Annotated in this window: 12 protein-coding genes; 3 read left to right on the top strand and 9 right to left on the bottom strand. The window is 33.7% G+C overall.

From position 1 onward, the window contains the following. Window positions 1-141: 141 nt before the first annotated feature. From D1818_RS03170 to D1818_RS03155, 4 genes are all read right to left on the bottom strand, one after another. Window positions 142-3,408, bottom strand: coding sequence for a VCBS repeat-containing protein (locus D1818_RS03170; RefSeq protein ID WP_233558614.1), 3,267 nt, complete (start codon window positions 3,406-3,408; stop codon window positions 142-144). Window positions 3,409-3,655: 247 nt separating this feature from the next. Then, window positions 3,656-5,176: a RagB/SusD family nutrient uptake outer membrane protein gene (locus D1818_RS03165; RefSeq protein ID WP_118456342.1), complete on the bottom strand. Its 1,521-nt coding sequence runs from the start codon at window positions 5,174-5,176 to the stop codon at window positions 3,656-3,658. 19 nt (window positions 5,177-5,195) lie between these two features. Next, on the bottom strand, window positions 5,196-8,216 hold the full coding sequence (locus tag D1818_RS03160) for a TonB-dependent receptor (protein ID WP_147406191.1): 3,021 nt from the start codon (window positions 8,214-8,216) through the stop codon (window positions 5,196-5,198). Between the two features lie 573 nt (window positions 8,217-8,789). After that, window positions 8,790-10,292 (bottom strand): PLP-dependent aminotransferase family protein, encoded by a 1,503-nt coding sequence (locus D1818_RS03155; RefSeq protein ID WP_118456338.1) that lies wholly within the window; start codon window positions 10,290-10,292, stop codon window positions 8,790-8,792. Between the two features lie 73 nt (window positions 10,293-10,365). Between D1818_RS03155 and D1818_RS03150 the strand changes: the two genes are divergently transcribed. Genes D1818_RS03150 through D1818_RS03140 form a run of 3 tightly spaced genes read left to right on the top strand, consistent with a single transcriptional unit; the run spans window position 10,366 to window position 11,863 of the window. Continuing rightward, on the top strand, window positions 10,366-11,025 hold the full coding sequence (locus D1818_RS03150; RefSeq protein ID WP_118456336.1) for a pyridoxamine 5'-phosphate oxidase family protein: 660 nt from the start codon (window positions 10,366-10,368) through the stop codon (window positions 11,023-11,025). Between the two features lie 24 nt (window positions 11,026-11,049). Next, window positions 11,050-11,340: a DUF1272 domain-containing protein gene (locus D1818_RS03145; protein WP_118456334.1), complete on the top strand. Its 291-nt coding sequence runs from the start codon at window positions 11,050-11,052 to the stop codon at window positions 11,338-11,340. After that, window positions 11,282-11,863, top strand: coding sequence for an N-acetyltransferase (locus D1818_RS03140; RefSeq protein WP_118456331.1), 582 nt, complete (start codon window positions 11,282-11,284; stop codon window positions 11,861-11,863). The genes D1818_RS03145 and D1818_RS03140 overlap by 59 nt, the downstream gene beginning before the upstream one ends. Here the strand turns inward: D1818_RS03140 and D1818_RS03135 are convergent, their stop codons facing one another. The 5 genes from D1818_RS03135 to D1818_RS03110 all read right to left on the bottom strand — a co-directional run bounded on the left by D1818_RS03135 (window position 11,864) and on the right by D1818_RS03110 (window position 16,640). Then, window positions 11,864-12,238 (bottom strand): DUF4258 domain-containing protein, encoded by a 375-nt coding sequence (locus tag D1818_RS03135; protein WP_118456329.1) that lies wholly within the window; start codon window positions 12,236-12,238, stop codon window positions 11,864-11,866. 100 nt (window positions 12,239-12,338) lie between these two features. After that, window positions 12,339-13,538, bottom strand: coding sequence for an alanine dehydrogenase (locus tag D1818_RS03130; RefSeq protein ID WP_118456327.1), 1,200 nt, complete (start codon window positions 13,536-13,538; stop codon window positions 12,339-12,341). Between the two features lie 152 nt (window positions 13,539-13,690). Further along, complete coding sequence (locus D1818_RS03125; protein ID WP_147406257.1) at window positions 13,691-14,221, bottom strand: hypothetical protein; 531 nt, start codon at window positions 14,219-14,221, stop codon at window positions 13,691-13,693. 375 nt (window positions 14,222-14,596) lie between these two features. Beyond that, window positions 14,597-15,001, bottom strand: a complete 405-nt coding sequence (gene tsaE / locus D1818_RS03115; protein WP_118456321.1) for a tRNA (adenosine(37)-N6)-threonylcarbamoyltransferase complex ATPase subunit type 1 TsaE — start codon at window positions 14,999-15,001, stop codon at window positions 14,597-14,599. 88 nt (window positions 15,002-15,089) lie between these two features. Next, the gene (locus D1818_RS03110) at window positions 15,090-16,640 is read right to left on the bottom strand and encodes a PglZ domain-containing protein (RefSeq protein ID WP_118456319.1); all 1,551 of its coding nucleotides are present in this window, start codon (window positions 16,638-16,640) and stop codon (window positions 15,090-15,092) included. Between the last annotated feature and the right edge of the window lie 43 nt (window positions 16,641-16,683).

Raw genomic sequence — 16,683 nt, 5'->3', positions numbered from 1 at the left:
CTGAGCCTGTCGAAGTTTTTAATGTCTTGATTTTCAAAATGTTTTCGACAAGCTCAGACTGACAATCCAGAATTCCTAATACTTTTCAGACAGCCTCTTTTTTTTAAAAATTATGTAACTAGATCAATAATCTAACCCAGGTTATTTATTATTTTTCTTAAATACATCCACCTGATCATTATTATTAACAACCCATACTTGTTTTCCATTAGAAGTTTTGATAGATATCATATGTCTTACATCTTTATCAGCATAAAAACCTGATTTTATATTCGGGATATATGAGAATTTTCCTTTCGAATTTCCTTTTAAGAAAAAACCGATACCCGCATCAGATCTGGTAGTTTCTACTTCGGATTGGTAATTGTTCCCAGCTAGTAATAGGTCCTTTTTTTGATCTCCATCAAAGTCTTCAAAAAGTATACTATTGATGGGAGATTTCTGCATCTCATTAGAAAATGGAGAGAAGGTATAGGATCCTGCTCCATCATTAAAAAAGATTCCGGAACGGAATTCAGTTGCTTGATAATGTAGTGCAGATTTTACAGATTTACCTAGAATACCTTCAAGGTCACTATTCGCAAATTCACTATACGTAGGGATTTTTTTAGATAAATGTGGGATTTGCTGTGCCGTACAGACTTTTCCTCTTACTGGTACTTGTTTGTCCTTATAGTGTTTAGCTAGTATAATATCTTCGTTACCATTAAAATCAAAATCACGTGTATAGATATGAAAGGGCTTTTTTTCTGAAGCATGAAATTTATAATTTAAACCTAGATTACCCGCAATAATATCTTGATCTCCGTCATTATCCACATCTACAGCTTTAATGGTATTCCACCAACCGGTAGTCGCGGATAAGGTTTGATATTGGTCACTTTTAGATAATGTATTGTTTTTATTGATAAACACTTCGATTCCCATCCATTCGCCAGTAACGATTAGGTCAGGTCGTTTATCTCCATTGATGTCTTTCCATACAGCATCTGTAACCATACCAATATTTTCTAATTCTGGAGCAAACTCCGTAGTGTTAATCGAGAATTTTCCATTAGTATTAATAAGTAAATAGCTTATTGGTGCATATGGATATTTACCAGGAATGACTCTGCCACCTACAAATAAATCGATATCTCCATCGCTATCATAATCACAGGGAGTAACTACAGATCCCGCAGTGATCAATTCTGGTAGTTTGTTTTCTGCTTTTGAAAAGTTTCCTTGTCCATTATTAAGATATAATCTGTCTTGTAGTAGTTTTGGTTTATTACTAAATTCATAACTACCACTAACCACATATAAATCTTGATCCCCATCTTGATCAGCATCAAAAAAACAAGCTGCTATATCTTCTTTTTGTTTATCTTTTTTAAAGTCAGTTATAGTTTGTGGACTGAATCCTCCTTTTTTATTGCCTATAAGTAATTGTCCTGTTTGCGTATGAGCGCCACCTATAAAGATATCTTCGATACCATCATTATTTATATCTGCCTTGGCAATTGCAGGCCCAGTTTGTGATAATTTATGAGGTAATAAAACCTGCAGTTTATAGTCGTTAAACGGAATTTCGGTATGACGAAAAGAGGAAGTAACTGAATTAAAGATCGTATTGTTGTCGATATCTTTTGAAGTATGTTTTTCCGTATATGAAGCATTGGTGTAATCAAAAGATATGGATTGATTTGCTTTGATTTTTGATAACTCTTGAGTCTTTCGATCTGGCCAGATGATTTCTACTTTTTGTATGGAGTCGTTTTTCTGAAATCCAAAATGTAATATATTGGAGACAGAGGATAAAAATCCTCGTGTGTTTATTAATTGACGAGATTGTATTTTATTGTCGGATAGATACACTTTTACTTGCGCACCAATTCCGAATTTGTTTTTCTCTGGACCTTTTAGGGAAACCTTTAGGAAATGATCATTATGGAGTTCAACTGCATTGTTTTTTAGAATGGTTGCCTTTTCATTTATGTTATTTACGACTATATCCAAATCTCCATCATTATCTAGATCTGCATAAATAGCTCCATTAGAAAAAGTAGGAGAGGAGTCATTCCAGGTAGCAGTAGTGTTTTCAAATGTTAGGTCTCCATTATTTTTATAGAAGTAATTTGTTAGTTTTTGTTGGGGTAACATTTTTGAAAAGGACAAGAAATCCTCCGGAGTAGGTTTTCTTTGGTTTTTTCTTAACATCTGAAGTATTTCATTGTTTTTGTCGCGATCAATAACATCTCTATACACTCCGTTAGTGACGTAGATATCTTTATGACCATCCAGATCAAAATCGGCTGCTATTAATGACCAGCTCCAATCTGTATTGGCGACACCTGCCATATTAGCAATCTCACTAAAGGTATTATTACCGTTATTGATTTGTAGCATATTATGCATATACTGATGGTGATATCCACTAGAAACCATTGCATCAAAGTTTTCAATTGATGTCATTGCCATCGTAGTTTTAGATCGCACATAATCTTCTGGATTCATATCTAAGGTCATTAAATCAGATAATCCATCGTTATTCATATCGGCAATATCACTTCCCATACTATTAAAAGACATGTGTTTTAATAGTGTATCTCTAGACTCTGTGAATGTACCATCTCCATTATTAATATATGCAAGATCCGGAACATTAAAATCATTACATACATAAATATCAAGAAACCCGTCATTAGTAAGATCACCTACCTGCGGATTAAGGCCAAAACCTATATCAAAGATCAAACCTGATTGTTCTGAAACATCTGTAAAATGACCAGTACCATCATTGTTATAAAGCCTGTCACTTCCTTTAAGTGCTAATGTTTTAGGATCTTTCTGAATTGCTTCTAAATTAACAATTTTTGCTCTGTCAGTGACATCTGGAGTGTTCGAAATGTAAACATCTAAATCATTATCATTATCATAATCAAAAAAAGTAGCCTGTATGGTTCTGTTGGTATCGGCTAAGCCTAATTCCTCTGCTTTCTCCGTAAATGTTAGGGTTCCTGAACCTGCTGAAGGACCATTATTGATATAAAGCATATTGGCAAACTTATTATCTTCATCTTGCCATCCACCACGGGATATATAAATATCTAAAAAACCATCATTATTTACATCAGCTACTGTTACTCCAGTATCAAAGCCTTCTCTTTTGGATATTCCTGCTTTTATTGTAATGTCTTCAAACTTAAAATTGCCTTTATTGAGATACAATTTATTGTCAAAGGTATTGGAAGTAAAAAACAAGTCGATCAACCCATCATTATTAAAATCAGCAGATGCGACGCCCCCGCCAATGTAGGTATACATGTACTGATAATAATTAGAAGCAACTGTTTCTAACAGTTTGTTTTCAAAATGAATACCTGTATGATCGGGATGAAGTAATGTAAATAACTTCTCTTTTTTCATGCTATTTTCTGAAACTGCGTGATTATTTTTTGACTTGGAGCAAGAAATAAAGTTTATTATAATTAAACCATATATAAAGAGAGTTTTTATGAGATGTGATAAGTTCATTTTTATGTGTGTTATTTACATAATATGCTACTACTTATTTTGAATTATTTTATCAATAATCTTGGATTCTTTTAAAAACACAACAGTAAAATTGATGAAACCTTACTGCTGCGCTCTTAAAGTGGCTAATAAATAGATGTTAGTTTGCTAAATTAGGATTTCGATCTACTTCTAATTGTGGAAGCGGAGAAAAATAATTATCTGTGCTCAGAGAACCGGTTATCGGGTTAAATTGAGTTAATAACGCACCATCCGCATTCATGGATGTTTGAGGATCTCTATTAGAAAGTGCCTGGTCGACGCGTTCCATACGAACCAAATCATTCCAACGTAGATATTCTCCTGCAAATTCCCATTTTCTTTCCATAAAGGCTAATTCTGCTAAATCACCTGAAGTAACATCGACACTTGGATCTGGAGTATTATAAGGCAATCCTTCAGCACGTCTCCTGATCATATTAAGAGCTTCCCAGGCTTCTGGCGTAATAGCACCAGATCGGGCAGAAGCTTCTGCATAGATCAATAGTATTTCTGCATATCTTATAAAGAAATCATTTCTATCTGTTTGGAAATCAGGAGCTAGATTGTCTTCAATAGGGCCTGCGATTTTCTTGAAAACAGGTGTTGGTTGATCATTAAAGTTTTCCCAGTCGTGGTCTGTTCTATAGGTAGCTTCTTTTCTAGCACCTTCGGGAAAGTCTTCAAAGAATCTGATTTCAGCAAATGTTTCTTGCCATCCTGATAGATCTGATGGATTTCCTAGTTTACCGAATTTACGATTTGCCTGACCGCAACTTCTGCAATAGGGGATTGTCCAAACAGATTCATTATTAAATCTATTTTCTAATTTCCATAAATCTTCTAGGTCATCTAACAATTCAAAACCGTGTCCTGAATTATTATCCATAACTTGTTTTGCACTTGTAGCTGCATCTGCATATTTACTATTATCTTTTTCTGGGAAACCAGCCCAATCTAGATAAAGTCTGGCTAACATTCCTCTGGCAGAACCACTATTGGGTCTTGGAGCACCCGCCTGCACTCCAGGGTATATTTCTGGTAATAAGCTTTCTGCTTCTAAATAATCTGATTCTATCTGACTGTATACTTCCTCTTGACTTGCTCGGCTTAGTTGTGCTGTTGGATCAGGTACAAGCGGTAATGCAATTCGTCCATGAATACGTGCCAAATGATGAAACATTGTAGCTCTTATAAAATAGACTTCACCTAAAAGCCTATCCTTTACATCATCTTCTCCCGGAGTTTCTAATCCTTCCGAATTGACCAAAATGGTATTTGCAGCTCGGATTACCACATAAATAGCTCTATAGTTATTGGCAATTCTAGAATTTATGGAGGAGACAGATCGTTGATCAAATTCTCTAAATTCTGCTTTGTTACTGGCAAAATGAGTGGTGATATCATCACCTCCCCAAGCAGGGGCATAAAAAGTAGTCATCCAAGTAGCATCTTGCAATCTGGCATACATACCGTTAACTCCTAAGTTTAATTCCTGTAAATTAGAATAGGCTCCAGGAGCTAATTGACTTACGGAAGGATCTTCGTCAAGTTCTGCACAACTCTGAAAAATAGATGCAATCATCAGAAATGCAAGTAAGTATCTTGTTCTTAACCGATTTTTGAAATATGTTGTTTTCATAAAATTTATTTTTTTATTGTTAAAATCCAACTTTCACTCCAAATATGAATGACCTTGGATTCGGATATGCTCCTGCATTAATACCTGCAGCAACATCTACGTTTTCGGCTCCTTGATTGCTAGCGGATCTTGATGTACTTTCTGGATCATAACCACTATAATCGGTAATCAAAAATAGATTTTGACCTGTTAGATAAAGTTTTATGGTACTACCATCTAAAAGCTCTGAACTTGGTAAAGTATATCCCAAAGTGAGATTACTTAACCTAATAAAATCTCCTTTTTCCACAAAACGTGTTGAGCCAGCCTCGTTATCACCACCAGCAGGAATATCTGTTTCATTTTCTGGAGTCCATTGGTTTAATTGTTCAACAGCCAAGAAACTTCTTTGATTTCCAGTATTACCTACAATTACACCTTGTACAGCATTTAATACATCAAACCCGTGTACTCCCTGAAAGAATATGTTTAGATCCCAATTCTTATAGCTTAAAGAATTATTAAAACCCCAAGTCAGTGTAGGCGTACCATTACCAATTACCCCAAATACTATTTCTCCATTTTCATCTCTTAAATATTTAGCATCACCAGGAATTCTTGAAAATGTCGCAGCTTCTGCAGCTTCAGAGGTCTTCCAGGTTCCTAAAAAGGTGGCTCCATTAAACTGGCCTAGTGGTTCTCCTTTTTGAATGATATTCCAGGTTCTACTTCTCCCATCAATACTCCCAAAAGTTCCTTCGATTTCGTCTACTCCTCCTAAATCTATTACTTTGTTTTTTATAAAAGAAATATTAAAGTTAGAGTTCCAATTAAAATTATCAGTACGTATGATATCTCCAGAAATAGAAATATCCACTCCTTGATTTTCAACTTCTCCAATATTTTTTAGAATAGTTCCTCCTCCGTTTGTATCATCAACAGGCTCTCGTAAAAGCAAATCTTCTGTATTTTTTTGATATGCATCAATAGATAGGTTAACGCGACCATTAAAAAAGCCAAGGTCAAGACCAACATTGGTTTGTGTGGTAGTTTCCCATTTAATATCAGCATTACCAAAACTATCAGGAGCAACTCCAGGAAGAATTTGTGTGCCATCAAAAGAGAATCCAGCATTCAATACACTAGGAAATTGGGAATAAGGAGGGATTTCTTGATTTCCTACTTGTCCCCAACCAGCCCTTAGTTTTAAAGAATTGAATACATCACTATTTTCTATAAAACCAAGTTTATTGAATGAATAGGCAAGTGCTGCCGAAGGATAATAACTTACTCTATTATCTGGTGCAAATACAGAAGCTGCATCCTGACGAATTGTTCCTGTAAAAAACAACGATTTATCATAAATATATTCTGCTCTAGCGACTAATGATTGAATAGCTCTTTCAGTAAAGTTGTTAAAAGCAAATTGACCTGATCCTGGTGCAGTTTCTACAAAATAAAAACCTCCTGGTACTTCCAGTCTATCACCACGATACCCATTAAAACGAGCTTGAATACCGGAAAATTCATAAACTCCAGTTGCTTTAATATTATGATTACCAAACTCCTTTGCCCAAGTCAGAATATTACTAACTTGATGCGTAGTGTTTTTATTATTTCCAAAACTTACCGATGGAGGGTCTACTCTAAATGTTCTATAGTTCTCACTAGACGAATTAAATGTAGTAACCCCTGCAACTAATGTATAGTTCGTGTTTTTAAATATGTTATAACTAATATTTAAATTTATATCTAGACGATCACTAATATTCTCAAGATTAGCAAGAGAAAGATTGGCAACAGGATTGTAATTAAGAGAAGCTAAATTTTGTTCTGATACGTTATTAAAAGCACCGTCTTCATCTCGAATTGGAGTAGTAGGGTCCCAAGTCAGCGCATGTAAAATAGCACTTCCTTGAAATCGCTGAAATGTATTGAGGTTATTTAAGGTAGTTGTTCTACTTCCATAGACATTAAGCCCTACTTTTACTTTTTTAGATAATTCAGCATTCAAGTTGGAACGGAGTGAATATCGTTCGTAATTTGTGTTAATAACAATACCTTCTTGATTAACATAATTTCCTGATATAAAATATCCAATTTTACCTTCAGAACCGCTAGCAGATAGCTGAAGATTTTGGGTAATTCCGGTTTTAAGAATTTCATCCTGATAATTAGTGCCTCCATTAGATTCAAACTCGGAAATCTCGGCAGCTGTAAAAATTTCATTTCCTCCTCCTCGTATTCTTCTGCTATTTTCCAATCTTGCGAAATCTGCAGCCCCAAGTGTAGGAAGTAATTCAGGAACTGTGGAAATTGTTGTGAAATAGTCTACGTTTACTTTTGTTTTTCCTTTTCCTTTTTTGGTTGTAACTAGCACAACACCATTAGAACCTCTAGAACCATATATAGCGGTTGCAGAAGCATCCTTTAATACATCGAGTGATGCAATGTCATTAGGATTTAATGTACTTAAATCTCCACCAATAAAACCATCGATAACTATTAAAGGATCATTATTCCCGGTAATAGAGTTAACACCTCGGATTCTTACCTTTATAGCGCCTCCTGGTGATCCATTAGCTTTGGCAACGGTAACCCCAGATGCTCGTCCTTGTAGGGCTTCTTCTAATCTAGCGAGTGGTTGATCTTCGAATGATCTAGCAGTTACTTGAGAAACAGAACCGGTAAGATCACTTTTCTTAACACTACCATATCCTATAACAATTACATCATCTAAAGACTCTACATCGGTTAATAATTTTATAGTAAAATTGGTTTGATTGCTAATAACTATTTTTTGTGTAATAAAACCTAGAAAAGAAACAATAAGAGTGTTACCTGTCGAAGCAGTAATGGTGAAATTTCCATCAAAATCTGTTATTTCTCCAGTATTAGTTCCTTCTACAAGGACATTAACTCCTGGAATACCTACGTCATCTTCGCCAATCACTTGTCCTTTGATGATTTGTTGTGCATTTGTTTGAGTGATACCCACAAATGCTGTGAATAGGAGCAAAAGGAAACATTTCCTTATTAATTTAATGAGTTTTTTTTTCATAATGATTGTGTTTGGTTTGATTAGATTTTTCCCTTTACTAATTGTATATCCCAACAAAATCTGTTATGATTGCTTTTGAAAATTTTCTATTGATGTACTATATGATTAAATCATATTTGGAATCAGATGAAATAAAAATTGATATATAAATGCGATACACTATAGTGTCGAATAGAAAAGATTCAAAGGAGTTAAGTTATAGTTTGGTAAAATAACTAATAGGAACAGTTTCTTATAGATGCACGATGAATACATATCGATTCGCTATTAACCTATATTTCGATCTTAATGATGTTGAAAGAAAATAGAAGCATAAGATTTTCAAAAGTGAATTCAATATTTATTCGCGTATAAGTTTTTTGGTTTTCATGTTGATATATTATAAATTGGTTTGCTTTGGTAAATATTTATAATAATTCTTGTTAATTGTTTGTTATATGTTCTGAAGACTACCACATATGATTTATTGCTTAAAAACCTATTTGTAGTTTTGGTTTTTATAGTACCATTTTTTCATCTTATGAATGGTATATTGATAATTTTAAAAATTCCTAGGGATATAAAATATTAACTTTATTTTTCTATGGTATTTGGTATAATTTCCGCTAATTTCTCGATAACTTCTATAATTTCTTCTTCGTTTAAGGCAGCAAATCCTATTCTAAAACCATTGTGACCACTATTGTTGTTATCATATCGTTTCCAATCGTTTATAAAAACTAGATTTTGTTTCTGTGCTGCAGAAATTATTAAGTCCCAATGATATGGTTTTTTTAGTTGTAACCAAACTGCCATTCCGCCTTTAGGGATTTCAAAATCGAAAAAATCTCCCAGTTTATTCTGTAATAGTTTACAGAATAAATCTCTACGTGCTTTATAAATTCTTCTCACTTTGTTACTATGTCTTTGTACATCACCATTACTAATCATTCTTGCTAGCGTTTGTTCTAATAAAGTATCGCCTTGCCTGTCCAGAATTCGTCTTAATCTTGCAGCTTCATCTACTACCTCTTTTGGAGCGATGAAATACCCAATACGAAGTGCTGGAGCAATAATCTTGGTGAAACCACCAATGTAGATAACGTTTCCATCTGTATCATTACTTGCTAATGGAAGGATAGGAGCATTGCTGTAATGAAAATCATAATCATAATCATCTTCTATAATTGCAAATTTATACTGTTGTGCTAAAGCTAATAAGTGCATACGTCTTTCTGCTGATAAGGTAACAGTAGTAGGGTGATGATGATGTGATGTTACGTATATAGTACTAATTGATTCTTCTTTACAGATTGTTTCGATTTCATTAGTATTAATCCCTTGCGCATCAACAGAAACACGTTTTATAATTCCCCCAGCTTCTGTAAACGTATTATCGGCGGTCATATAGTTTGTGTTTCCTGTGATAATAGTTTTTTTGTCATTTAATAGTAATTGACTAGCTAGATAGATGCCCATTTGACTTCCTCTGGTGATTAGGATGTTATCTACAGTTATTTTTAATCCTCTGGTTTGGTTAAGGTAAATGACTAATGCCTTACGTAAATTAATATTTCCGTATATGTCTCCATACATAAGTAGCTCTTTATGATGTGCTTTTTTAGTGATGTTTCTATAGATTTTAGCAATATCCTCAATTGGAGCTAACCGATGATCCGGAACTCCATCATCTATTTTTAGTGCAATCAGTAAAGTTTTTATTCCTTTTCTTATAAGGTGTTTTCGTTTTTTGAAATTAAAACCAGCTGTGTTTTTAGTATCTATAATAGTAGAGAAATCTTTTAGTTTTTTAGGATTTACAATAGGTAAATCCTGACTTACGAAGGTGCCTCTAGCCGGAATACTTTCTATCCAACCTTGAGACATTAGTTCGTCATAAGCAGCGATAACTGTTTTACGGTGAATACTAAGATCCTCAGATAGTTTTCGGGATCCGGGGAGTTTTGATGAAGGAGCCAGTTTACCTGATTTAATAAAACCAATCATCTGATCACATAATTGTAAATAAAGATGACGATTAGAGTTTCTATCTAAATCAATGTTACTTTTAAAAGGAAATATAGCCGGACTACTCATAATATATAAACTGGATTAGTTTAACACACCATAAAACTACTAATTTTGGTTTAAATCAAAAAACGAATAGGTAATGTCAGAATATCAAGTAACACCGCTCAATAAAGTAATAAGAGGATCGAAAAGAGCGAATTATAATGTAGAAGAAATTAATAGAATTCTGGATGATGCATTTTTATGCCATGTAGGTTATGTGTGGCAAAATAATGCGATTGTGATTCCAACTGCTTATGGTAGAGAAGGAGATACTATCTACATCCATGGGTCACTAAAAAATAGAATGATCACTAATTTATTAGATGCTGGGAACGCTAGTATTTCGGTTACTCATTTAGATGGATTGGTCTTAGCTCGTTCTGCATTTCATCATTCAGCCAATTATCGATCTGTAAATGTCTTTGGAAAAGTTCGTAAAGTAGATGATCCGATAGAGAAGATGGATGCTTTAGCCTGTATTCTTAATCATATGGTTCCTGAACATTGGGATAATGTTAGACGGCCAAACGATAAAGAATTTAACGCCACATTGGTAATGGCAATTAAGATCGAAGCAGCTTCAGCTAAAGTTAGAGCAGAAGGAGTTGTTGATGAAAAAGAAGATCATAGCTTACCTATTTGGGCTGGTGTGATACCAATTAGACAAGTAGCAAGCGATCCAATTACTGATGCAGATTTGCAAGATGATATTGAAATCCCTGATGCGGTATTGAAGTATGTGAAAAGTAAAGGTTAATTTTTAATTCGTAATTTCATTCATATGTTAGAAATAAGACCAACTTGTGAAAACTGTAATAAATCATTGTCCAATGATAGTAAAGAAGCAATGATATGTACTTTTGAGTGTACCTTTTGTAAAGATTGTGTTGATTCTATTTTGCATAATGTATGCCCCAATTGTGGAGGAGGTTTTACCAAAAGACCCACGAGACCATCTCATCTTTTAGAAAAATATCCTATAAGTACTAAAATTATTCATAAACCTGTAGATTATGAAATTTACAAAGAAGTACAGGATAGGTTTAGACATATTGAATCTAGAAAAAGATAAAAATATGAGTGTTCACGTAAAAATAGGAACAATAGATGATGTTCTTGAAATTTCCTTTTTAGGTAAAAAGACTTTCGATCAATCATTTGGGCATCTTTTTGGTGATAGAAAAGATCTTACTGATTATCTCGATCATACGTTTTCCATCGAAAAGTTAAAAAGTAGTATTGTCAAGCTACATAATGTATATTGGGTAGCTTATTATGGAAAATCAGCTGTTGGCTATGCTAAGATTCAATTGAATTCATCTTCAGAGTTTGTGGAATCTTCAAAAGGATGTAAGCTGCAAAAGATATATATATTAAAAGAATATTTATCTATGGGAATAGGGGCTCAATTAAACCAGTTAATATTTGATAAAGCGATAAGTAATAATAGTGAGTATATCTGGTTGTCCGTTTTAAAGTCTAATGAAAAAGCAGTGCGCTTTTATGAAAGAAATTTATATACAATTGTAGGAGAACATTCTTTTAATATTGGTAAAGAGGATTTTGATTTTTGGGTGATGAGCAGAAAACTATAATTACTTTAAAATCTCCAAAGTATTCACCCTTGCAATAGAATCACAATTAGCAATAAGCAATCCTATAGTTTTTGTTTTGGCTTCACCTTCTATAAAATAGGTGTTACAAGAATCTAAATCGGTGTTACTTTTTCCGAAATCTACATCTCCTGATTTTAGAATATTAGAGATATCTGCCGTATCAATACTGTAGTTTTGCATAACAGCAAGTACTTCTTCAGAAAAGACACGTTCCTTAATTCTGATGTTTTTTAATACACGAGCAGTAGGAGTGTAGTCACAGGAAGCCTTTTTTCCTCCTAAAAAGAAGAACAACAGAAATAATCCAATAATAAATCCAAAAAAGTAAAATCCCAGTCGATGCGCTATTTTCATGTGCTATAAAAATTCAGTGTCCAAAAGTAATGAAAGTTTGGGAGTTTGGGAGTATTAGAGTTTGTGTGTTTTTTTAGCTACCTAGTTTGCATCTCAAATATTATAAAATCAACAAATTAATATCTCTATACGATAAATCAAACCAGTCCGCAATAGATTTGCTTGTTAGAATACCGTGATAGAAATATAATCCACTTTTTAATCCACGGTCAAAACGTACTGCATTTTCAATACCTCCTTCTTCACCAATCTGCAGGATATACGGTGTAAATATATTACTAATAGATAATGATGACGTTTTTGCATAGCGGGAGGGAATGTTTGGTACACAATAATGTACTACTCCATGTTTTTCGAAAGTAGGATGATCATGAGAAGTAACTTCACTTGTTTCGAAACAACCGCCCATGTCGATACTTACGTCTATAACGACGGCACCGGTTTTCATGCGTTCTACCATTGTTTCTGATACAATAATAGGCGATCTGTTTTTTCCTCTAACTGCACCAATGACAACATCACAACGTCTTAGAGCTTTTAATAAGTTTTTGGGTTGTATTGTAGAGGTATATAATGGTCTTCCAATATTTGTCTGAATACATCTCAATTTAGTAATGGAGTTGTCAAATACTTTTACATTAGCTCCTAGTCCAATGGCAGAGCGTGCCGCAAATTCACCTACGGTGCCGGCACCAATAATCACTACCTCTACAGGCGGTACACCGCTTATATTACCCATCATCAACCCAGAACCATGGGTAGCGCTACTCATTAATTCAGAGGCAATTAATACAGCTGCCGTGCCTGCTATCTCGCTTAATGCACGAACAGCAGGATATGCGCCATCTGCATCACGAATAAATTCGAATCCAAGAGCTGTAATTCTTTTTTTGGCGAGTTCCTGAAAATAATCCTTAGACTGTGTTTTTAGCTGTAATGCTGAGATTAATACAGCTTGCGGATTAATATGTGTCAATTCTTCTATAGAAGGTGGTTCTACTTTCAGAATAATTGGGCATCCAAAGACTTTTTTGGTATCGTTAGTAATTTCTGCTCCGGCTTCACTATACTCATTGTCTGTAAAACTAGCACCTATTCCGGCATTAGACTCGATCAATACTCTATGCCCGTGTGCGGTAAGCGCTGCTACTGCGTCTGGAGTTAGGCATACACGTTTCTCTTGATAACTTGTTTCTTTAGGGATGCCTATAAAGAGTTTTCCTTTTTTACGTGCTACTTCTATCATTTCCTCTTGTGGCAAGAGTTGCTCTTTGGTAAAAGGAGAGGTTGGTTTGCTCATTTGTGTGATCTTCTATATCTCAAATTACGAATAAAAATGGATAGTATGCAAATTTAGTATTACTGTATTTGTAAAGGCTCTTATATTAAATATAGAATTATGTAAATAAACCTCCGATATATTAAATAGTCGTAATTTATATAACTCTATAATTACCTAAGTCTGTTCCACCAGGACTTTTTGTTCGATTTATTAAAAGTGTTTAATTCTGATAAATCAATCCCATGAATTTTGTCAAATATTTTTGTTCTAATTGTATATACTACGCTCAAAATAATTACCGGCACTGGTATAAGATAAAATATTTCGTTTTCATCTATAATCTGAGAATCTTCTAATATTAATGAAATAAGCTGAAAAGAGTATAGCGTAATGGGTATTAGAATTACAGGATACCACCAGTGTTTGCAGGTAAAAAACCAAATGATAAAAAGAGTTAACGGAATGAATTTACCTAAAAGCACCCATACAAATACATTAACGCTTTCGTAATATTTACTTTGATAGGTGAAAAAAGAATTTTCCCAGATGGCTCCATCCGGGAAAATATCATTTATGTAGAATAAGAAAGGTACAGTTGCTATCAAGAAAACAATCAGACTACTTATTTTTAGGTACTTTAATTTTGGTTTTTGGGGCTGACATTGATTTTGGGGTTGTTGTTCCTTGCTGGGTGTTGTCATTTTGTGTGGTTGAGGGATAGGGTTTTGTCAGGTTGTTTTCATCTACATCGGAGATCATGTAGGTTGCTAGGGTAAAGAAAAAGCTGAAAAAAATAGTTGTTGTGATTTTCATCGTTATAGGGTTTAAATTAGTTATACCTCAAACTTAGATGAAAATCAAGTGACTGTTCAATTCAAAAAAATTGTAATTTCGCGAGCTGTAACAAGCTGTTTTTATTACTGAGAAAAAGTAAAGTCGCTACGTTATTTCTGTCAAAAACCATATTTTAGTCGATTAAGTACTAGTAAAAATCAACAATAAAAATAGTTCATTATTATTGTAAGAAAAAGAGTAACTCTGTTAAATTTTACTAAAACGACTTTTTTAACATATTTTTACCCTAATGAAAGTACTCTTTTACCATCGTCGAGAAGTTCTATTTTTATTTTAGTACAGTCTTCGGGTAATAAATTGGAGATTCTATCTGGCCATTCTATAAATATCCAGGCATCTGTATCGAGGTATTCTTCAAAACCAATATCATAAGCCTCTTCTTCATCTTGTATTCTATAAAAATCAAAATGATAAATAGTATGTTGATCTCCTTTATACTCATTCACTAAAGAATAAGTAGGACTAGAAATTGTATCAGAGACTCCTAATTGTTTACAAATTTCTTTAATCAATGTTGTTTTACCAACACCCATTGCCGCGTTAAATAGTAATTTTTTACTTTTAGCATTCTTAATAATATGCTGTGCAGTTTGCGAAAGTTCGTCTAGAGTATAGGTTATTTTCACTATGATATATAGTTTGTATATTATTAAGTATGCAATGATTATGTTTAAAGCATTGCATACTTAATAGGATTTACTAATATGTTAACTATTACCTTGGATTCAATACTACAAATGGTATAATCATTTCTTCTAAAGAAACTCCTCCGTGCTGGTAGGTATTTCTGTAATAACTCACATAGTGATTATAGTTATTTGGATAGGCAAAGAAATAATCTCCTTTAGCAAATATAAATGAACTACTCATATTTATAGATGGGAGATGTATTGATTTAGGGTTCGTAGCGGCCAGTACTTCTTTGTTTTCATAAGTAAGGCTTTTACCAGTTTTGTATCTCAAGTTCAGACTGGTGTTTTTATCACCAATAACTTTTGAAGGGTTTTTTACATTAATAGTTCCGTGGTCTGTGGTTATTATTAATTTGAACCCCATCTGTTGCGCTTGCTGAATCATATCTAATAAAGGAGAGTTCTTAAACCAACTTTGAGTTAGGGATCTATAGGATTTATCATTAGAAGCTAATTCTTTGATTACTTCCATTTCTGTTTTACTATGAGATAGCATATCCACAAAATTGTAAACAACTACAGTAAGATCATTATCTTTTAATCCTTTAAAATTAGCTGCTAGTGTTTTACCGGATCGTTCATTAGTTATTTTGTAGTACTCGTGCTTAATGTCTAAGCCAAGCCTTTGTAATTGCGCAGTAAGAAATTCATTTTCATGCATATTTTTACCACCCTCGTCAGTATCATCTAACCAAAGATCTGGGTGTCGTTTTTTCATATCTGCAGGCATTAGACCCGAGAAAATAGCATTACGCGCATATTGGGTAGCAGTTGGCAGAATACTACAATATGAAATTTCTTCTTCTTTCTTATAGTAATTATTTACGATCGGTTCAAAAGCTTTCCATTGATCATACCTGAGATTATCAATAACGATAAATAGCGTAGGTTGGTCTTTACTGATTTCAGGAACTACCTTTTGTTTAAATAATGTGTGAGACATAATTGGTGTATCATCATCACCAGTAAACCAATCTGGATAGTTTTTGTCAATAAACTTACAGAACTGAGAATTGGCTTCGACTTTCTGAGATTCTAAAATTTCGAACATACCTGTGTCTTCAATATCTTCTAGTTGAATTTCCCAGTATACTAACTTTTGATATAACTCCACCCACGTCGAGTAAGAATTTACCATAGCCATATCCATAGCTATTTTTCTAAATTCTTGTTGATAGTTAGAAGTTGTTTTTTCAGAAACTAATCTAGAGTGGTCTAGATTCTTTTTTAGACTTAATAATATTTGATTAGGATTAACGGGTTTAATAAGGTAATCCGCAATTTTACTTCCTATCGCTTCTTCCATGATATATTCTTCCTCACTTTTGGTGATCATCACTACAGGAAGACTATCATTCTTCTCCTTGATTTCTGCTAGTGTATCAATTCCCGAAAGTCCTGGCATATTCTCATCAAGAAAAACAATGTCAAAATTATTTTCTTCTAACGTCTCAAGAGCCTCAGTTCCACTTTGGCATTTGGTTACTTCATAATTTTTCTTTTCTAAGAATAGAATATGTGGTTTTAGTAAATCAATTTCATCATCTACCCAAAGTATCTTTATATTGCTCATTATAAGGCTGTTTTTTTATGCTATTTATTAATATAAAATGATA

Source organism: Aquimarina sp. BL5 (assembly GCF_003443675.1).
Classification (GTDB): Bacteria; Bacteroidota; Bacteroidia; order Flavobacteriales; family Flavobacteriaceae; genus Aquimarina.
The sequence above is the reverse complement of the archived record's forward strand: the minus strand, read 5'-3'. Positions and strand labels throughout refer to the sequence as shown.